Here is an 18315-nt window from a genome sequence, read left to right on the forward strand (position 1 = left end):
CTCGCGAAAGGGCGGTCGATGCTCGACGTACGCGGTCTGCGGAAGGTGTACGAGGGTGCGGGGCGGCATGTCGAGGCGGTGCGCGACCTGACCTTCACGGTGGAGGCCGGTGAACTGGTGTGTCTGGTCGGCCCGTCCGGCTGTGGCAAGACGACTCTGCTGAAGTGCGTGGGCGGGCTGCTCGAACCGACGGGCGGTGAGGTGTATCTGGCCGGGCGGAAGGTGGACGGTCCGCCGCCCGGGATGGCGTTCGTGTTCCAGGAGTACGGGCGCAGTCTGTTCCCGTGGATGCGGGTCGGGCAGAACGTCGGGCTGCCGCTGAAGCGGAAGGGCTTCGACAAGGGGCGACGCCGGGCGCTGGTGGCGGACGCCCTCGCCTCGGTGGGCCTCGCGGACGCGGCCGGGGCGTATCCGTGGCAGCTCTCGGGCGGTATGCAGCAGCGGGTGGCCATCGCGCGGGCGCTGGCGTACGAACCCGAGGTGCTGCTGATGGACGAGCCGTTCGCGGCGGTGGACGCGCAGACCCGCGCCGATCTGGAGGACCTGGTACGGCGGTTGTGGCGGGAGCGCGGAATCACGGTCCTGTTCGTCACCCACGACATCGACGAGGCCGTGTACCTGGGTGAGCGGGTGGTGGTGCTGTCGGCCTCCCCCACCGTCGTACGGGAGCAGCTGAAGGTCGATCTGCCCGCTGAGCGGGATCAGTTGAGCACGCGCGTGGCGCCGCGCTTCGCCGAGTTGCGGACCCATGTGTACGAGCAGATCCAGGCGGCGAAGCGCGGTGCCGTCACGGCTGGGACAGATAAGCCTCCACCTCACTGAACTGGGCCGCCGGCCAGCCGGTGTTGCCGGTGACGTGCAGCCGGAGGTAGCGGAGGTCGCCGCTGACCGGGATGGTCACGGTGTTGCCGGTGGCCGGGTCGAAGCGGTAGTCCTTCGAGGCGACGACCGTCGAGTACGCCGAGCCGTCGGCGCTGCCCTGCACGGAGAGGGTCTGGGTGCGGGCGCCCCAGGCCGTCTGCGGGGGCAGTTTCAGCACCAGCCGGCGTATCGGCTGCCGGGAGCCGAGGTCGACCGTGAGGGCCTGCGGGAAGGCGTGGTTGGCGGATTCCCAGTAGCTGTTGGGGTCTGCGTCGACGGCCTTGCCGGGGGTGTAGACGTCCTGGGAGCCGGTGGCGGTGGCCGGGCGGCCCTGGGCGAGGTTGCGGTCCGGGTCGGGGTCGGGGTTGCCCTGGCCCGGCTGGGGCCAGCTGGAGCAGTCCGACCAGGTGCTCTCCCAGCCAGAGTTGCCCCCGCCGTCGGTCACGGCGAAGGTCCCGGAGCCGGACGGGTAGGGACAGTTGTAGACGCCGGCCGAACCGACGCCGGACGCCGTCACGTTGCGGAAGGTGGCGGCGCCCTGCGTCTCGGCCTGGACGACGACCGTGCCCGCCCGGTTCACGGTGGCGCCGTCGACGGTGATGTTCTTCGCCGCGTGTCCGCGTCCGCTGCCGGAGACGAACTCGAAGGCGCTGTAGGGGCTGTCGGTGACGGTCGTGTTGGTGATCCGCACCTGCGCCTCGATGGCGCTGTCGTAGGAGTCGACGCGCAGGGCGCCCATCGGGTGGTTCCAGTTGGGGTTCATGGCGCCGGTGCGGACCAGGGTGTTGCCGTCGACCGTGATGGTGCCGGACAGCGGGTGGAAGGGGTCGAGGAACTTCTGGTTGGAGATCGCGATACCGCTGCCCAGGGCGTTGGTGTCGGAGATCAGGTTGTTCCGTACGGTGATGTCGGTACCGCCGTAGATGGCGATGCCGTTGGCGAGGTTCGGCTGCGAGATGGTGTTGTTCTCGAAGCTGCTGTTCACGTCGGGGCCGTTCAGCGACCACATGGCGAGCGCGTCGTCGCCCTGGTTGCGCAGGAAGTTGTTGCGGACCTTCACTCCGCGCGCGTTGCCGTTGAGGTTGAGGCCGTCGGCGGTCATGTCGAGGAAGCGGTTGTTCTCGACGACGAGGTTGTCGTTGGTGCCGGTCAGCCAGAGCCCCACCTTGAGGTGCTGGAGCCACATGCCGGAGACGGTGGAGTCGGGGCCGAGGGAGCCGTTGACGAAGTTGTCGGGGCTGGAGTCGACGCGCTCGGTGACCTCGCCGATGACGGCGAAGTCCTTGAGGTGGACGTTCCCGGCGGAGCCGGTCTGGTCGATGAAGCGCGAGCCGCGCACGATCGAGTGCCAGCTTCCCGCGCCCCGGATGGTGACGTTCTGGACGCCGTTGAGGGAGGAGGTGAGCCGGTACTCCCCCGGTGGGATCCATACCGTGCCGCCCTGGGCGGCGGCGATGGCGGACCGGAAGGCCTGCGTGGAGTCGCCCTGCCCGCCGGGGTCGGCCCCGTGGTCGGTGACGGAGACGGCACCGGAGGGCTTGGCGGCCGGGTCGGCGATCTGCTCGAAGTCGGCGACGTCCACCGTGACCTGCACACCGGTGGCCTCCAGGGCGACCTTGTCACCGGCCTGGACGTTCCGCCCGAGCAGCATGCGGGTGTTGTCGTAGAGGTGGTGCGTCTTGGCGCCGGCGATCCAGGGGGTGTCGACGTAGGAGTACTTGGAGGTGACGGGGAGGGTCCGGGCGAGCCGCTGGCCGTTCACGTAGACGGCGAGGCTGCCGGACTGGCCGTCGGGGACGCTGTAGGCGACGTTCACCGAGTTGGCCGCGCGGGGCACGGTGAACTCGACGCGCCGGCCCGCGTCGAGGCGTACCGCCTGGCGGCCGGAGGCCTCGGAGGCGAGGGTGCCCTGGGTGTGGTCGGGGCCGATCTTCGTGCCGGTGCCGGCGGCCGCCTCGGCCTCGACGGAGGTGAAGGGGAGGACGGCGCCCGCCGCGGCGTGGGCCGGTGCGGGGGCGAGGGCGACGAGCGTGCCGGCGGCCACCGCCACGACCGTACCGATTACTGACATGCTCCTGACACTGGTGCTCATGTGCTGGTCCCTTCGTGGTGGGGGTACGGGAACGAGCGGGTGCGGCCGGCTCAGGCGCGCAGCCAGACCGCGGTGTCCTTCGGCAGCCGTCCGTCGGGGTCCAGAGGGCCGCTCGCGAGGAGGAGTGAGGTGTGGGCGGGGAGGCCGGCGGGCGGGTCGGCGAGGTTGACCAGGCACAGGGCGTCGGCGCGGGTGAAGGCGAGGACGCCGTCGGGGGCGGGGAGCCAGGTGAGGGGGGCGTCGCCGAAGGCCGGGCGCAGCCGGATCGCCTCGCGGTACAGGGTGAGCATCGAGCCGGGGTCGGTCTCCTGCCGGTCGGCAGCGTACGAGGCCCAGCCGGCGGGCTGCGGCAGCCACGGTTCGCCGCCGAACCCGGCGTGCGGAGCGCCGGCCGTCCACGGCAGCGGCACCCTGCATCCGTCGCGGCCGGGGTCCACGCCGCCGGAGCGGGCGTGCATGGGGTCCTCGATGCGGTCGAGCGGGATGTCCGCCTCGGGCAGGCCGAGTTCCTCGCCCTGGTAGACGTAGACCGCGCCGGGCAGGGCGAGGGAGAGCAGGGCGGCGGCGCGCGCCCTGCGGGTGCCGAGGGTGAGGTCGGTGGGGGTGCCGAAGGCCTTGGTGGCGAAGTCGAAGCCGGTGTCGGCGCGGCCGTAGCGGGTGACGGTGCGGGTGACGTCGTGGTTGCAGAGCACCCAGGTGGCGGGGGCGCCGATCGGGGCGTGTTCGGCCAGGGTGTCCTCGATGGAGGTGCGCAGCCGGGCCGCGTGCCAGGGGCAGGTCATGAAGGAGAAGTTGAACGCGGTGTGCAGTTCGTCGGGGCGCAGATAGCGGGCGAAGCGTTCGGTGTCGGGGAGCCAGACCTCGCCGACGAAGACGCCGCCGTACTCGTCGGCGACGGCTCGCCAGCCCCGGTAGACGTCGTGGAGTTCGTCGCGGTCGACATAGGGGTGCGGGTCGCGGCCCGCGGTGAAGTCCGGCAGCCGGGGGTCCTTGGCCGGCAACGCGGCGGAGTCGATGCGGACGCCGGCCACGCCCCGCTCGAACCAGAAGCGGAGGATGTCCTCGTGCTCCTGACGCACGGCGGGGTGGGCCCAGTTGAGGTCGGGCTGTTCGGGCGCGAACAGATGGAGGTACCAGTCGCCGTCGGGCAGTCTGGTCCAGGCGGGGCCCCCGAACTCCGACCGCCAGTCGTTCGGCGGGAGTTCGCCGTGCTCGCCACGGCCGGGGCGGAAGTGGAACAGCTCCCGCTCGGGGCCGCCGGTGAGCGCCGCCCTGAACCAGGGGTGCTGGTCGGAGACATGGTTCGGCACGATGTCGACGATGGTGCGGATGCCCAGTTCCCGTGCCTCGGCGATGAGTTTCTCCGCCTCGGCGAGGGTGCCGAAGGCCGGGTCGATGGCCCGGTAGTCGGCTACGTCGTAGCCGCCGTCCTTCATGGGGGACAGATACCAGGGGTTGAACCAGAGTGCGTCCACGCCGAGTTCGGCGAGGTACGGCAGTCTGGCGCGGACGCCGGCGAGGTCTCCGGTGCCGTCGCCGTCGCCGTCGGCGAAGCTGCGGACGTACACCTGGTAGATGACGGCGGAGCGCCACCAGTCGTCGTTCAGGGCAGGGGTGGGCTGTCCCACGGTGCTGGCCTTTCTGTTCGGGTGGTCGGGTCGGTGTTCAGCCCTTGGTGCTGCCCGCGCTGATTCCGGCGATGATGTGCCGCTGGAAGACGAGGAACAGCGCGACCATGGGGATGCTGGCGATCACCATCGCGGCAATGAGCACGGTCAGCTGGATGTTCTGCGACAACTGCACGAGGGCCACGCTGATCGGCTGCTTGTCCGTGTCGGAGAAGACCATCAGCGGCCACAGGAAGTCCTGCCACACGGCGACCAGCGCGAAGATCGACACCACGCCGAGCACCGGCCTGGACATGGGCAGCACGATCGACCACAGGGTGCGCAGCTTCCCCGCGCCGTCCATCTCCGCGGCTTCGAGGACGTCCCTGGGCAGCTGGTCGAAGAACCGCTTGAGCAGATAGAGGTTGAAGGCGTTGGCGACGGCGGGCAGCCAGATCGCGAGCGGGTCGTTGAGCAGTCCGAGGTCGGCCACGGTCAGATACTTCGGTACGACCAGGGCCTGGGCCGGGACCATCAGGGTGGCGAGGATGCCGCCGAGGATCAGCTTGCCGAAGGCGGGCCGGAGCCTGGACAGGGCGTAGGCGGCGGCCGTGCAGAACACCAGCTGGAACAGCCAGGCCCCGGCCGCCTGCACCACCGTGTTCCACAGGTGGGTGGGCAGCTGCATGAGTTCCCAGGCGTCCGTGTAGCCGTCGGTGCTCCAGCTCTCCGGGACGAGGGTGGGCGGGGTGCGCGCCACCTCGTCCGGTGACTTCATCGCGCCGCTCGCCATCCAGTAGACGGGGAAGAGGAAGGCGAGCGCGAACAGCAGGACAACGCCGGTGAACACGGTCCAGTAGACGGCCCTGCCACGCGGGCGGGCCAGCACCGCCGGGGAGACGAGGGTGCGGGTGGCGCTCATGCGACGGCCTCCTCTCCGGAGCGGGTGAGCCTGAGGTAGACGGCGGAGAACGCGCCGAGCAGGGCGAGGAGCATGACGCTGAGGGCGCAGGCGCCGCCGAAGTCGTTGTAGAGGAAGGCGTACTTGTAGATGAGGTAGAGGACCGTGACGGTCGCGTTCTCGGGGCCGCCGCCGGTGATGACGAAGGGTTCGGTGAACACCTGCATGGTGGCGATGATCTGCAGCAGCATCAGCATGAGGATGACGAACCTGGTCTGCGGGATCGTCACATGGCGGACGCGCTGCAGGAGGCTCGCTCCGTCGAGTTCGGCGGCCTCGTACAGCTCGCCGGGGATGGACTGGAGTGCGGCGAGGTAGATGAGGACGGTGCCGCCCATGTTGGCCCAGGTGGCGACGACGACCAGGGAGACCAGGGCGGTGTCGGCGCCGTTGGACCAGTTCGAGGTGGGCAGGTGGAGGAAGCGCAGTGCCTCGTTGGCGAGGCCGGCGCCCGGGTCGTAGAACCACTTCCACAGCAGGGCGCTGACCACCGGCGGAATCATCACCGGCAGATAGACGACGACCCTGAAGAAGGCTTTGGCGTGCCTGAGTTCGTTCAGGACGAGGGCCAGCACGAAGGGGATCGCGAAGCCGATCAGCAGGGCGAGCAGGGTGAAGGTGAGCGTGTTGCGCCAGGCCGCGCCGAACTCGGGGTCGTCGAGAACCCGGGTGAAGTTGGCGGTGCCGACCCATTCGGGGTCGGAGCCGGGCGTGTACTTCTGGAAGGCGATCATGACGGCGCGGATCGCCGGGTACCAGGAGAACAGGGCGAAGCAGACGAGTCCGCCGGCGAGGAAGCCGTACGCGCGCAGATGGTCGGTGAGGCGGCGCCGCCTCCGGTCCCCCGCCGGGGGCGGCGCCTTCACCGGACGGACCCGCGCGGCGGGCGCCGGCCGTTCCACGGTCTTCGTCACCGGTCAGCCCCGGGCCAGGATGCCGTCGATCTTGCCGGAGGCGTCCCCGAGGAGCCGGTCGATGTCCGCGTCCTCCTTGGTGAGGACGGCGGAGACGACGCCGTCGAGGACGGAGTAGAGCTGCTGGGCGTGCGGCGGCTCGATCTTCATCTCCAGGTGCTGGTTGCCGTCGAGGAAGGCCTGGTAGTTCTCCACCGGGACGTTGGCGTTGGCCTTCTTGACCTGCTGGTCCCTGTCGTCGGCGGGGCCGGTGAACAGGCGTGGTTCGGGCAGGCCGACGGGGGCGTCGTTCTTCTTGGCGCGGGCGTAGTCGCCGAGGAAGCCGTCACCGGGGGTGAGGAACATGTGGTCGAGCCACTTGAGGCCGGCGCGGATCTGCTCGGGTGAGGCGTTCTTGTTGAACATGTAGCCGTCGCCGCCGATGAGGGTGCCTTCGCCGCCGGGCATGGGGGCGAGCGCCATGTCCTCGTACGCGGCGCCCTTCTCCTTGACGAGGATGGGGATGTTGTCGGGGGCGGCGAGGTACATGCCGAGCTTGCCGGATCCCATCAGCTGCTGGACGTCGTTGATGACGAGCAGCTGCTTGCTGCCCATCGACTCGTCCTTCCACCGCATGTCGTGGAGGGTCTGGAGGACGGCCTTGCCCTCGGGGGTGTCGATGGTGGCCTTCTTGCCGTCGGCGCTCACCACGTCGCCGCCCTGGGAGTAGAGCTCGGCGGTGAAGTGCCAGCCGCCCTGGTTCTGGGCGCTGTAGTCGGCGTAGCCGATGGTGCCGTCGCCGAGGGCGGCGATCTTCTCGGCGGCGTCGCGGACCTCGTCCCAGGTGGTGGGCGGGCGGTCGGGGTCGAGGCCGGCCTTCTCGAAGAGCGCCCGGTTGTAGATCAGGCCCATGGAGTAGCCGGTGCGCGGGATCCCGTAGATCTTGCCGTCGACGGTGTAGATGTCGCGCAGTTGCTGCTGGATGGTGGCGTAGCTCTTCAACTCCTTGACGTACGGGGTGAGATCGGCGGCCTGGTTGATGTCGACGACGTGCCGGGCGTCGGTGAAGTAGGTGTAGAAGACGTCCTCCATCTGTCCGCCGGCGAGTTTGGCGTCGAACGTCTTCGGGTCCTGGCACGGGAAGGCGTCGTGCGGGACGACGTCGATGTCGGGGTTCTTCTTCTCGAAGGCGGCGATGTCCTCCTCGAAGAACCGCCGGTCGACCTTGGCGCTCTTGGGCGGCATGCAGTTGACGGTGACGCGGGTCTTGCCGCCGGCGGCTTCGTCGTCGTCGGAGCCGCAGGCGGTGAGCGCGAGCGCGCCGACGCCCAGGGCGACGAGGGTACGACGGATCCCGGTGCTTCTCATCGGTGGACCCCTTAGGGACAGGAGTGAGTGAACCCCTCGGAACAGGAGCGGTGGGCGGGGCACACTCAAGCACCGACGACATCGGTCCGCAAGATGTCGCGCAGAATTTGAAATTATTCGACAGAGAGATGGATCTCAGGAACGGGGTGCCTGGGCGGTCGATCCGCGGACCACCAGCTCGGGCTCGAAGAGCAGTTCCTCGGGGGCGACGGTGCTGCCGCTGATCTGCGCGTTCAGCAGTTCCACGACCGCTCTGCCCATGGCCTCGATGGGCTGCCGGACGGTGGTGAGCGGGGGTTCGGTGCAGTTCATCAGCGCCGAGTCGTCGTAGCCGACGACCGATATCTGTCCGGGGACGTCAAGTCCCTTGCGGCGGGCGGCCCGTACGACTCCGAGGGCGAGGGGGTCGCTGGCGCAGATGAAGCCGGTGACGCCCCGCTCGATCAGCCGGGAGGCGGCGGCGTGGCCGCCCTCGATGGAGAACATGGCACGGGCGACGTGCTCTTCGGGCACCTCGCCGGCGACCGCGCGGGCGGCGGCCAGCTTGCGGGCCGAGGGCATGTGGTCGCCGGGGCCGAGCACCAGCCCGATGCGCTCGTGGCCGAGGGAGGCGAGGTGCCGCCACGCCTGCTCCACGGCTACGGCGTCGTCGCACGACACGGCGGGGAAACCGAGGTGCTCGATGGCCGCGTTGACGAGCACGACCGGGATGTTGCGTTCGGCGAGCCGGCGGTAGTGGTCGTGGGGCGCGTCGGCCTGGGCGTAGAGCCCGCCGGCGAACACGACGCCGGACACCTGCTGTTGCAGCAGCAGGTCGACGTAGTCGGCCTCGGAGACACCGCCGCGGGTCTGGGTGCACAGCACCGGGGTGAGCCCGAGCTGGGCCAGTGCGCCGCCGATGACCTCCGCGAAGGCGGGGAAGATCGGGTTCTGCAGTTCCGGCAGGACCAGGCCGACCAGCCGGGCGCGCTCACCGCGCAACTGGGTGGGCCGCTCGTAGCCGAGCACGTCCAGCGCGGAGAGCACCGCCTGCCGGGTGGCCTCGGAGACCCCCGGCTTGCCGTTGAGCACCCGGCTGACCGTGGCCTCGCTGACCCCGACCTTCTTCGCCACCACAGCAAGTCGTCGTGTCATGCACGCAAGAGTAGCGCAAGAAACGCAAGCGGCTTGCATGGGGACGCAAATTCTCGGTCAGTGTGCCGCCCAGAGCCCTCGGACATGTCCGAGGTGCCGGGTCATCACGGCCCGTACGGCCTCCGGGTCCCGGGTGAGGAGCGCGTCGAGGAGTTCCAGGTGTTCCTCGGCCGACGCGTCCAGCCGTCCCTGCTCGACGAGCGCGGTCAGGCCGTAGAGCCGGGCGCGCTGCCGCAGGTTGCGGACGACCTCGACGAGGTGTCCGTTGCCTGCGAGTGCGAGCAGGCCGAGGTGGAAGCGCTGGTCGGCCTCGATGTACGCGATGAGGTCACCGGCCGCGGCGGCGGTGACGATCTCCTCGGCGACCGGGCGCAGCGCCTCCAGGGCGACCGGGTCGGCGGTGACGGCGAGCCCGGCCGTGGTGGGGATCTCGATGAGCGCCCGGATGTGGGTGTACTCGTCGAGCTGCCGGTCGGAGACGGCGGTGACCCGGAAGCCCTTGTTGGGCACGGTGTCGACCAGGCCCTCCTTGGCGAGGTCGAGCATGGCCTCGCGCACGGGGGTGGCGGAGACGCCGAAGCGGGTGGCGAGGGCGGGCGCCGAGTACACCTCGCCGGGGCGGAGTTCCCCGGCGATCAGGGCGGCCCGCAGCGCGTCCGCGACCCGTTCGCGGTAGCTGGGTCTGCGGCCGCCCAGGTCGGAGAGTGCGCTGCTCACAGGACGAACCCCGCCGGGAAGGGGTCCGTGGGGTCCAGCAGGTACTGGGCGGTGCCGGTGATCCAGGCCCGGCCGGTGAAGCTGGGCAGGACGGCCGGGCGGCCGGCGACCTCGGTGGTGCCGAGCAGCCGGCCGGTGAACCGGGTGCCGATGAAGGACTCGTTCACGAACTCGGTGTGCAGCGGGAGTTCGCCGCGTGCGTGCAGCTGGGCCATGCGGGCGCTGGTGCCGGTGCCGCAGGGTGAGCGGTCGAACCAGCCGGGGTGGATCACCATGGCGTGCCGGGAGTGGCGGGCGGTGGCGTCGGGTGCGGTCACCTGGACATGGTGACAGCCGTGGATGGACGGGTCCTCGGGGTGGACCGGTTCCTCCTCGGCGTTGATCGCGTCCATGAGGGAGAGTCCGGCGGCGAGGATGTCGTCCTTGCGGGAACGGTCATAGGGCAGTCCGAGGCGGTCCAGGGGCAGGATGGCGTAGAAGTTGCCCCCGAAGGCGAGGTCGTACGTCACCGTCCGCCCGTCGGGGAGGGTGGCCTTCCGGTCGAGGGCGACGGAGAAGGACGGGACGTTGCGCAGGGTCACGGCCGTGGCGGCGCCGTCCTCCACCGCCACCTCGGCGACGACGACCCCGGCGGGGGTGTCCAGGCGGATGGTGGTGACGGGTTCGACGACCTCGACCATCCCCGTCTCGACGAGGACGGTCGCGACGCCGATCGTGCCGTGCCCGCACATCGGGAGATAGCCGGACACCTCGATGTAGACGACACCCCAGTCGCAGTCGGGCCGGGACGGCGGCTGGAGGACGGCGCCGCTCATCGCGGAGTGCCCGCGCGGCTCGTTCATCAGCAACCGCTTGATGTCGTCGCGGTGTTCACGGAAGTACAGGCGCCGTTCGTTCATGGTCGCGCCGGGGATGGTGCCGATGCCGCCGGTGATCACCCGGGTCGGCATGCCCTCGGTGTGCGAGTCGACGGCGTGCAGGACGAGTCTGCTGCGCATGACGGTGCCCCTCCCCTACGCGAGTCCGGCCGCGACGGCCTTCTCGGTGGCCGCGCGGACGGCCGCCTCCTGACCGGCGTCCAGCGGTACGCGGGGCGGGCGGCAGGGGCCGCCGTGCCGGCCCACGAGGTCCATGGACAGCTTGATCGACTGTACGAACTCGACCCGCGAGTCCCAGCGGAGCAGGGGGTGCAACTGGCGGTAGAGCGGGAGCGCGGTGTCGAGGTCGCCGGTCACGGCGGCACGGTAGAGGTCCACGCAGGCGCGGGGCAGTGCGTTGGGGTAGCCGGCCACCCAGCCCTTGGCGCCCGCGATGGCCAGCTCCAGGAGTACGTCGTCCGCGCCGATCAACAGGTCGAGTTCGGGGGCGAGTTCGGCGATGCGGTAGGCGCGGCGGACGTCGCCGGAGAACTCCTTGACGGCGTGGATGTGCCCCTCGCCGTGCAGCCGGGCGAGGAGTTCGGGGACCAGGTCGACCTTGGTGTCGACGGGGTTGTTGTAGGCGACGACCGGCAGTCCGGCGGCGGCTACCGCGGCGTAGTGGGCGAGGACGGCGCGCTCGTCGGCGCGGTAGGCGTTGGGCGGCAGCAGCATCACGGCCCGGCAGCCGGCCTCGCCGGCCTGCTCGGTCCAGCGGCGGGCCTCGGCGGAGCCGTAGGCGGCGACGCCGGGCATGACGCGCTCGCCGCCGATCGCGGCGACGGCCGTCTCGACGACCCGGGTGCGCTCCTCGGGGGTGAGCACCTGGTACTCGCCGAGCGAGCCGTTCGGTACGACGCCGTCACAGCCGTTGGCGACGAGCCAGGCGCAGTGCTCGGCGTAGCGGTCGTAGTCGACGGAGAGGTCGTCGGTCAGCGGGAGCGCGGTGGCGACGAGGACGCCGCGCCAGGGGCGGAGGTCGGTCATGAGGAGCCTCTCTCGGTGTGATGGCCGTGCGGGTCGGGACCGTCGTGCGGGGCGGGCCCGGCGTCCGGGTCGGGGCCGCCGCCTGGGGCAGGGCTGCCGCCCGGGTCGGGCGCGGCGCCCAGGTCGGGACCAGCGTCCGGGGCAGGCCCGGCGTCCGGGGCAGGGCTGCCGCCCAGGTCGGACGCGACGCCCAGGTCGGGACCAGCGCCCGAGTCAGGCCCAGCGTCCAGGTCAGGCCCGCTGCCCGGGGCGGGGTCGGTGTTCTCTTCGTGCTGCCGGGCCAGGACGCCCAGGGGTACGGGGCGGGCGAACGGTCGTCGGGGCGGGGTGGGGTCGCGGTGCGTGAGGCCCGCCACCGCCGGGCCGCACATGCGGCCCTGGCACCAGCCCATCCCGGCCCGGGTGAGCAGCTTGACCGTGCGGGCGTCCCCGGCGCCGAGTGCGAGGCCCGCGCGGACGGCGCCCGCGGTGACCTCCTCGCAGCGGCAGACGACGGTGTCGTCGGTGACCCGCTCCGCCCAGCCGGCGGGCGGCGCGAACACGGCGTCGAGCGCGCCGGCGCTCGCGCGCAGCCGGGCGCGGGCCCGGGCGGCCGGGGCCCACTGCCCCGGATCGGGGACGGCGCCGCGCAGCCGGGCGGCGATCGAGCGGCCGGCGACATGGCCTTCGGCGAGGGCGAGCCCCGACCCGCCGACGCCGGTGGCCTCGCCCGCCGCCCACACTCCCGGCACGTCGGTGCGCTGTTCGGCGTCGACGGCCACGGTGAGTCCGTCGAGACGGCAGCCGAGGCTCTCGGCGAGGTCGGTGTGCGGGAGCATGCCGTGGCTCACCGCGAGGGTGTCGCAGGGCAGCCGGCGTTCGGTGCCGGGCCGTACCCGGCCCCGGGCGTCGAGCGCGGCGACGGTCACGCCGGTCAACCGCCCCTCGCCGTGGGCGCGCAGGACGGTGTGGCGGACGAGGACGGGAACGCGGTGGCGCAGCAGCCGGGCCGCGTACCCGGCTCCCTCCGGCAGCTTGCCGGCCAGTGGTCCGGCGTGCCGCAGCGTCCGTCCGGGGTCGGCGGACTCCACCAGCGCGCCGACCCGTACGCCCGCCGCCGCGAGTCCGGTCGCCACCGGCAGCAGCAGTGGCCCGGTACCGGCGACGACGGCGGTCCGGCCGGGTACGACGAGCCCGCCCTTGAGCATCGCCTGGGCGCCGCCCGCGGTGACGACGCCGGGGAGGGTCCAGCCGGGGAAGGGCAGCACGGTCTCGTAGGCGCCGGTGGCCAGGAGTACGGCGCGGGCGCGCACCTCGGCCGGTTCCTCCTGCTCCGGTCCGAGCAGCGCGTGCACGATCAGCTCCTCGGGCGTCCGTTCCACGCTCCACACATGGTGCTCGGTCAGCAGCCGTACGCGGCTCGTCGCGAGCCGGTCCCGCAGCCGCGTCCAGGTGCGCCACTGGTGGTGCAGGGCCTGAGGGCGTTCCGCGCGGAGTGCGGGGGCGGGCTGCCGGTAGAACTGGCCGCCCGGTTCCGGTGCCGCGTCGACGAGGGCGACCCGCAGGCCGCGCCGCTCGGCCGCGAGAGCGGCGGCGAGTCCCGCCGGTCCCGCTCCGATCACCGCGAGGTCAGTGCGCATGGCCCGTCCCCTCCTGGGTGCGGATCACGTCGCCGGGCCGGGCCGGGACGAGACAGGCCCGCTGGTTGGGGCGGTCGTTCACGGTGACCAGGCAGTCGAAGCACACCCCGATCCCGCAGAACACCCCGCGCGGGCGTCCGCCGTCACGGGTGGTGCGCCACGAGGTGATGCCGGCGGCCCACAGGGCCGCGGCGATCGTACGGCCGGGCAGCGCCTCGACGGTCCGGCCGTCGAAGGTGACCTCGAAGGCGGGTTGGGGCCGCGCCCCGGCGAGCTCCATCGGGTTCACTGCTCGGCCTCCTGCGCCGTAGGGGGGAAGCGGTCGGGGCGGAAGGGGGTGAGGTCGAGTCCGGGTGGGTGTCCGGTCAGTGCCTGGGCGATCAGCAGGCCGGTACCGGGGGCCAGTCCGATGCCCGCGCCCTCGTGGCCGCACGCGTGGAACAGTCCCGGCATCCGGGGGTCGGGGCCGATCGCGGGGAGGTGGTCGGGGAGATACGGCCGGAATCCGGCGTACGTGCGCACGGCCCGTACGCCCGACAGGAACGGGAACAGGCGGGTCGCCCCCGCCGCCAGGGCGCGCACGGCCGGGAGCGACAGGGAGCGGTCGAAGCCGACCCGCTCCCGGCTGGCGCCGATGAGGACCGGTCCGGCGGCCGTTCCCTCCACCACCGGGGAGGTCTGCAGGGCCGCGGAGTCGCTGGCGACGTCGGCCACGTAGTCGGCGGCGTACACCTTGTGCCGGATACGGGGCGGCAGTGGCTCGGTGACCAGGACGAAGCCGCGCCGGGGCAGGACGGGCAGGGACACCCCGGCGCGGGCGGCCAGTTCGCCGCCCCAGGTGCCGGCCGCGTTGACGACGGCGGGGGCGTGCAGGTCGCCCCGGTCCGTGCGGACGCCGCGTACCGTCCCTTCCGGGGTGTGCAGGACCCGGGTGACCTCGCGGCCGGCGAGCAGCCGGGCGCCGGAGGCGCGCAGCAGGTGGGCGGCCGCGAGGGCGGGCATCACCTGGGCGTCCTGCGGATAGTGGACGCCGCCCGCGAGGCCGGGCGCCAGCAGGGGTTCCAGGTCGTGGAGCCGGCCGGCGGGGACGGGGTCGGCCGTCACCCCGGCCGCCCGCTGTGCGTCCGCGAACGTCCCCAGCGCGTCGAGCGTTTCGGGGTTCGCGGCGACGACGAGTCCGCCCTTCGCCTCGTACTCGACCTCCCGGCCCAGCTCTTGGGCCAGGTCCGCCCACAAGCGCAGGGACAGCAGGGCGAGCCGGAGTTCGGGGCCGGGCTCCTTGTCGGAGACGAGGAGGTTGCCCTCGCCCGCGCCGGTCGTCCCGCCGGCCACCGGACCCCGGTCCACCACGGTCACGTCGAGGCCCGCACGGGCCGCGTACAGGGCACAGGCGGCGCCCGTCATTCCGGCGCCCACCACGACGACATCGCAGGTCAGCGGCTCGCTCACCTCAGTACTATGTCACACAGCACTGATGCCGGGAAGAGGACGGACGGCGCCGGCGCGGGGCCGGGTCAGTCGGCGGCGTGGACCACGCGCAGGTGTGATGCGGCGCGCCGGGACCTGCGGTGCCCGGACGGAGCGCGGTGGGTCTCCCGCAGTACGAGCGTCAGCCGGGCGCAGTCCAGCTCGGCGAGGGTCGGTGTCGTCTCCACGACGAGGCGGCAGTCCGTGGCGCCCCAGCGCGGGTCGGGATGCAGCAACGGCCGTACGGATCCGTCGTGTTCGGCGGCACGCTCGCCCACGGCCCGCAGCCAGTGCGGCAGTCCGTGCCGGTAGGCGGCCTCCATGATGGGGTCCTGGCCGATGTCGCGGCGGATGGCCTGCAGCCCGCGGTCGTGGCCGTACCGCTCGACGGTCTTGGCGAAGTGGGCCAGCATCGGCAGGCACCAGCCGGCCTCGTGGTCGCCGAGGACCGTGGCCGCGTCGGGGTGGAAGAGGACGAAGCGCAGGAAGTTGTCCCAGGGCAGCGCCGTGGGGTGCGGTTCGACGTCCCGGAAAAGTGTCCGGAACGCGGTGTTGGTGAGCAGCACGCCCCAGCGGTGGTCGACGACCAGGGAGGGGAAGGGGCATGCCTCCAGGAGCGCGGCGTAGTCCCGCAGATAGGCCTGGACGTCGGGAGTCCCGGGGGCGGGCCGCGGTACCGGCCGCTGCCCTCCTGCCTGATGTGCCATCGGGAGGTCACCCCTCTTGCCTGTGCGGCCCTGACGCGGCGCCCCGATCCTGCTGCCCACAGGGGAAGCGTGTCAACTATCGTGGCATTTCGTGCCTGTTGACGGCCGAAATTGGCCACAGTTGTGGCGAGACCTGGATGTGAGTTCGAGACAACGGCTAGTCTCCGTGACGTTCACGGCGATCGCTTGTGAGAAGCCTGTGAGAGACCTAGGAGATCTTTCGGTGACGGGTGGCCTCGAGGTTCCGGGCAGTGTGCCGACGACCGCGTTGCCGGCCGTCGTCGCCCGGGTCACCGCACTCGCCGACCGGCTCGGCGTGGCGCACACCGAGGTCTTCGACACCGGCCGGCTGTCCGCCGCCTCCGGCGTACCGGAGTCCGTGGTGAAGGCGCTGCTGGGCAGCCGCCTCGCGGGTGAACCCGATGTGCAGGCGCGGTTCGTGCAGCGGCTGGACCTGCTGCGCCGGACCCGGCTGAAGCCGAACGGCCGCAGGTACACCCAGCAGGAGATCGCCGACGGCGCGGGCATGTCCCGTCAGCAGGCCGGTGCGCTGATCAACGGCGACCGGCGGCCCACCATGGAGCACTGCGACGCCATCCAGCGGTTCTTCCGGGTGCACGCCGGTTTCCTCACCGCCGAGGACCCGGAGGCGCTCGCGGGCGCGCTCCAGCACACCGAGCAGGAACTGCTGCAGAAGCTCGCGGACCGGGAGCGGGCGGCCGCCGCGCCGGCCGACGACCCGCTGGAGCGGCTGCTGCAGGACCACGGGGTGCGCGGCATCGCCTGGCGGGCCGCCCAACTCCCCACCGACCAGCACCGGGACAAGGTCGCGGAGTGGCTGGACATGCTGCTGGAGAGCGTGCAGCGGCCCAGGTCCTGAGCCGAACAGGCCCTGACGGCCTGCGGTGATGCCCGATTGTCAGTGGTGGGCGGCAAGCTGGAGTCGACCTGTCACCGAACGCGACACGGGGAGATCCGAGCGATGACGACCGCCGTACCGACCGACCGCGAGCGCACCGCCGTCCAGGCCTATCTGCGGCTGCTGCACACGGTGCGCGCCGCCCTCGACACCCGGCCGGACCCGCCGGGTGTCCCCGGCCCTCCGATGGTGCCGCCCTCCGTACTCGCCGAGGCGGAGACGGCCCTGGCGCGGGCGGGGCTGGCGGGGAACGAGGAGGCGTTCTTCCGGATGGTGCGCGACTGGCATCCGGAGCCGTAGGGCGTACGCGGCGGCGGTCGCCGCGCCGTTCAGCCGTGGGGTACGGCGACCGCCGTCGCGACCAGGTCGCCCTGGACGGTCCAGCGGCCGCTGAAGTGGTCGACGACGCGGGCGCCCACCCGCGGGCCCGGGACGAGGAGGGTGGCGCGGAAGCCGCCGCGCGTCCGCTCGCCGGGGTCGGCGTGGAGGTCGAGGTCGGCCTCCATGAAGTCCAGCCACTTCCCGGTGAGGGGGAACCACGCCTTGTAGACGGACTCCTTGGCGCTGAACAGCAACCGGTCCCAGTGCACGTCGGGCAGCTCCTCGGCCAGCCCGGCGAGCCGCGTCGCCTCCGCCAAAAGCGCCACGGAGGGCAGCACGCCCCCGGGCAGCGGCCCGTGCGGCTCGGCGTCGATGCCGAGGGAGGCCAGGTCGGCCGCGCGCACCAGGGCGGCGGCGCAGTAGCCCTGGCAGTGGGTCATGCTGCCGGTCAGCCCGTCCGGCCAGCCGGGGGCGCCCCGCTCACCGGGCAGCACGGGCCGCTCCGGCAAGCCGAGCTTGCGCATGGCGGCGCGGGCGCAGGACCGTACGGCGGTGAACTCGCGGCGGCGCTTGGCGACGGCGCGCCGCAGCAGCGCCTCCTCCTCGGGGTACAGCGGGGCGTCCACGCCCTCGTCGCCGTAGGCCTCGACGGCGACCACCGTCGGCGGCAGCAGTTCCTCGATCATCGCCCCTCGTCCTCCCGCGGCACGATCCGGCGCAGCCGCCCCGGCGGCTGGTCCCGTTTGCGCCATTCGCGCGGGTAACCCACCGACACCTCCTCGAAGGGGACGCCGTCCTGCCGGGTGGAGCGGGGGATGTGCAGATGGCCGTAGACCATGGTGTGGACGGGGAACCGGCGGTGCCAGTCGTCGGTGAGCGTGGTGCCGCACCACATGGCGAACTCGGGGTACCACAGGACGTCGGTCGGGTGGCGGTGCAGCGGCCAGTGGTTGACGAGGACGAGCGGCAGCCCGTCCGGCACCTCGGCCAGCCGGCGTTCGGTCTCGGCGACCCGGGCCCGGCACCAGGCCTCCCGGCTCGGGTAGGGGTCGGGGTGCAGCAGCCGCTCGTCGGTGCAGACCACCCCGGTGCCGTACGCGTACTGGAGCCCCTCGTCCTTGGTGGCGCAGCCGGACGGCAGGAACGAGTAGTCGTACAGGAGGAACAGCGGGGCGACGGCGACCGGGCCGCCGGGGCCGTCCCAGACGGGGTACGGGTCCTCGGGGGTGAGCACCCCGAGGTCGCGGCAGTGTGCGACCAGGTGCTCGTAGCGGGCGACGCCGCGCAGGGTGACGGGGTCCTTGGGGTGGGTCCACAGTTCGTGGTTGCCGGGTACCCAGACGACCTGGGCGAACCGGCCGGCCAGGGTCTTCAGCGCCCAGCCGATGTCCTCCACGGTCTCCGCCACGTCACCGGCGACGATCAGCCAGTCCTCGTCGGACCCGGGCCGCATGCCGTCGACCAGGGCACGGTTCTCGGCGTAGCCGATGTGCAGGTCGCTGATGGCCCACAGCTGTCCGCCGCCGTCTCTTCCCGACATCACCCGTCGCTCCTCCAGCCGTCACGAACGTCACCAAGAGACCACATCGCGTGCACGGGAACAAGCAGGACCGTCACCGGGTGTGGTACGGGAACGGTCCGGGAGGCCGTATAGTCTGCCCCGACACCACCGCCGGGAAACGCCCTTCGCGCAGGCGGTTCGGTGACCCTCCATATGTTTGCCCGGGCAACGGGCCGCTGAGCCC

The 18315-nt window shown here is 72.1% G+C and carries 17 protein-coding genes and 1 pseudogene; 3 read left to right on the forward strand and 15 right to left on the reverse strand.

Features of this window, described 5'->3' with window-relative positions; genetic code table 11:
• The first annotated feature begins 18 nt into the window (after window positions 1–18).
• Window positions 19–822, forward strand: a complete 804-nt coding sequence (locus IF28_RS0114595; RefSeq protein ID WP_030219197.1) for an ABC transporter ATP-binding protein — start codon at window positions 19–21, stop codon at window positions 820–822.
• On the opposite strand, the gene IF28_RS0114600 is transcribed toward IF28_RS0114595, so the two are convergent.
• From IF28_RS0114600 to IF28_RS0114660, 13 genes and pseudogenes are all read right to left on the reverse strand, one after another.
• Window positions 788–2953: a discoidin domain-containing protein gene (locus IF28_RS0114600; protein ID WP_030219199.1), complete on the reverse strand. Its 2166-nt coding sequence runs from the start codon at window positions 2951–2953 to the stop codon at window positions 788–790. The two genes, IF28_RS0114595 and IF28_RS0114600, sit on opposite strands and share 35 nt — an antisense overlap.
• A 50-nt stretch (window positions 2954–3003) precedes the next feature.
• Complete coding sequence (locus tag IF28_RS0114605) at window positions 3004–4581, reverse strand: glycoside hydrolase family 13 protein (protein ID WP_030219202.1); 1578 nt, start codon at window positions 4579–4581, stop codon at window positions 3004–3006.
• Between the two features lie 37 nt (window positions 4582–4618).
• Window positions 4619–5482, reverse strand: a complete 864-nt coding sequence (locus IF28_RS0114610) for a carbohydrate ABC transporter permease (protein ID WP_030219206.1) — start codon at window positions 5480–5482, stop codon at window positions 4619–4621.
• Entirely contained in the window at window positions 5479–6435 is a 957-nt protein-coding gene (locus tag IF28_RS0114615; RefSeq protein ID WP_030219209.1) for a carbohydrate ABC transporter permease, read from the reverse strand. The genes IF28_RS0114610 and IF28_RS0114615 overlap by 4 nt, the downstream gene beginning before the upstream one ends.
• Before the next feature lie 3 nt (window positions 6436–6438).
• Window positions 6439–7782 carry an ABC transporter substrate-binding protein gene (locus IF28_RS0114620; RefSeq protein WP_030219211.1) on the reverse strand — a complete coding sequence of 448 codons (1344 nt, stop codon included), beginning with the start codon at window positions 7780–7782 and terminating at the stop codon, window positions 6439–6441.
• A 135-nt stretch (window positions 7783–7917) separates the two neighbouring features.
• Window positions 7918–8916: a LacI family DNA-binding transcriptional regulator gene (locus IF28_RS0114625; RefSeq protein ID WP_030219213.1), complete on the reverse strand. Its 999-nt coding sequence runs from the start codon at window positions 8914–8916 to the stop codon at window positions 7918–7920.
• A 57-nt stretch (window positions 8917–8973) separates the two neighbouring features.
• Window positions 8974–9633 (reverse strand): GntR family transcriptional regulator, encoded by a 660-nt coding sequence (locus IF28_RS0114630; RefSeq protein ID WP_030219215.1) that lies wholly within the window; start codon window positions 9631–9633, stop codon window positions 8974–8976.
• Window positions 9630–10631 (reverse strand): proline racemase family protein, encoded by a 1002-nt coding sequence (locus tag IF28_RS0114635; RefSeq protein ID WP_030219218.1) that lies wholly within the window; start codon window positions 10629–10631, stop codon window positions 9630–9632. The genes IF28_RS0114630 and IF28_RS0114635 overlap by 4 nt, the downstream gene beginning before the upstream one ends.
• Window positions 10632–10646: 15 nt before the next feature.
• Window positions 10647–11537, reverse strand: coding sequence for a dihydrodipicolinate synthase family protein (locus tag IF28_RS0114640; protein ID WP_030219220.1), 891 nt, complete (start codon window positions 11535–11537; stop codon window positions 10647–10649).
• A 260-nt stretch (window positions 11538–11797) separates the two neighbouring features.
• A pseudogene (locus tag IF28_RS39835) lies at window positions 11798–13156 on the reverse strand (FAD-dependent oxidoreductase); the annotation flags it as partial.
• On the reverse strand, window positions 13146–13445 hold the full coding sequence (locus tag IF28_RS0114650; RefSeq protein ID WP_030219226.1) for a (2Fe-2S)-binding protein: 300 nt from the start codon (window positions 13443–13445) through the stop codon (window positions 13146–13148). The pseudogene IF28_RS39835 and the gene IF28_RS0114650, both read right to left, overlap by 11 nt.
• On the reverse strand, window positions 13442–14605 hold the full coding sequence (locus IF28_RS0114655) for an NAD(P)/FAD-dependent oxidoreductase (protein ID WP_030219228.1): 1164 nt from the start codon (window positions 14603–14605) through the stop codon (window positions 13442–13444). Before IF28_RS0114655 ends, IF28_RS0114650 begins: the two co-directional genes overlap by 4 nt.
• Before the next feature lie 65 nt (window positions 14606–14670).
• Window positions 14671–15330 carry a hypothetical protein gene (locus IF28_RS0114660; protein WP_030219231.1) on the reverse strand — a complete coding sequence of 220 codons (660 nt, stop codon included), beginning with the start codon at window positions 15328–15330 and terminating at the stop codon, window positions 14671–14673.
• A 223-nt stretch (window positions 15331–15553) separates the two neighbouring features.
• On the opposite strand from IF28_RS0114660, the gene IF28_RS0114665 reads away from it, so the two are divergent.
• Both IF28_RS0114665 and IF28_RS0114670 read left to right on the forward strand, forming a co-directional pair.
• Window positions 15554–16210 (forward strand): helix-turn-helix domain-containing protein, encoded by a 657-nt coding sequence (locus tag IF28_RS0114665; RefSeq protein ID WP_030219234.1) that lies wholly within the window; start codon window positions 15554–15556, stop codon window positions 16208–16210.
• 102 nt (window positions 16211–16312) lie between these two features.
• Window positions 16313–16549: a hypothetical protein gene (locus tag IF28_RS0114670; RefSeq protein WP_030219239.1), complete on the forward strand. Its 237-nt coding sequence runs from the start codon at window positions 16313–16315 to the stop codon at window positions 16547–16549.
• A 29-nt stretch (window positions 16550–16578) separates the two neighbouring features.
• Here the strand turns inward: IF28_RS0114670 and IF28_RS0114675 are convergent, their stop codons facing one another.
• Both IF28_RS0114675 and IF28_RS0114680 read right to left on the reverse strand, forming a co-directional pair.
• On the reverse strand, window positions 16579–17256 hold the full coding sequence (locus IF28_RS0114675) for a 4'-phosphopantetheinyl transferase family protein (RefSeq protein WP_030219242.1): 678 nt from the start codon (window positions 17254–17256) through the stop codon (window positions 16579–16581).
• A complete protein-coding gene (locus IF28_RS0114680) occupies window positions 17253–18110 on the reverse strand; it encodes a metallophosphoesterase family protein (protein ID WP_030219244.1) in 858 nt (285 codons plus the stop codon). The genes IF28_RS0114675 and IF28_RS0114680 overlap by 4 nt, the downstream gene beginning before the upstream one ends.
• Window positions 18111–18315 lie beyond the last annotated feature (205 nt).

The sequence above is a fragment of the Streptomyces sp. NRRL WC-3626 genome (assembly GCF_000718785.1).
GTDB classification, from domain to species: Bacteria; Actinomycetota; Actinomycetes; order Streptomycetales; family Streptomycetaceae; genus Streptomyces; species Streptomyces edwardsiae.

Excerpts from the sequence above, each read along its gene's own strand:
- IF28_RS0114595 (WP_030219197.1), top strand. The coding sequence starts at position 19 with ATGCTCGACGTACGCGGTCTGCGGAAGGTGTACGAGGGTGCGGGGCGG.
- IF28_RS0114600 (WP_030219199.1), bottom strand. The coding sequence starts at position 2,953 with ATGAGCACCAGTGTCAGGAGCATGTCAGTAATCGGTACGGTCGTGGCG.
- IF28_RS0114610 (WP_030219206.1), bottom strand. The coding sequence starts at position 5,482 with ATGAGCGCCACCCGCACCCTCGTCTCCCCGGCGGTGCTGGCCCGCCCG.
- IF28_RS0114620 (WP_030219211.1), bottom strand. The coding sequence starts at position 7,782 with ATGAGAAGCACCGGGATCCGTCGTACCCTCGTCGCCCTGGGCGTCGGC.
- IF28_RS0114625 (WP_030219213.1), bottom strand. The coding sequence starts at position 8,916 with ATGACACGACGACTTGCTGTGGTGGCGAAGAAGGTCGGGGTCAGCGAG.
- IF28_RS0114635 (WP_030219218.1), bottom strand. The coding sequence starts at position 10,631 with ATGCGCAGCAGACTCGTCCTGCACGCCGTCGACTCGCACACCGAGGGC.
- IF28_RS0114640 (WP_030219220.1), bottom strand. The coding sequence starts at position 11,537 with ATGACCGACCTCCGCCCCTGGCGCGGCGTCCTCGTCGCCACCGCGCTC.
- IF28_RS0114660 (WP_030219231.1), bottom strand. The coding sequence starts at position 15,330 with ATGGCACATCAGGCAGGAGGGCAGCGGCCGGTACCGCGGCCCGCCCCC.
- IF28_RS0114670 (WP_030219239.1), top strand. The coding sequence starts at position 16,313 with ATGACGACCGCCGTACCGACCGACCGCGAGCGCACCGCCGTCCAGGCC.
- IF28_RS0114675 (WP_030219242.1), bottom strand. The coding sequence starts at position 17,256 with ATGATCGAGGAACTGCTGCCGCCGACGGTGGTCGCCGTCGAGGCCTAC.
- IF28_RS0114680 (WP_030219244.1), bottom strand. The coding sequence starts at position 18,110 with ATGTCGGGAAGAGACGGCGGCGGACAGCTGTGGGCCATCAGCGACCTG.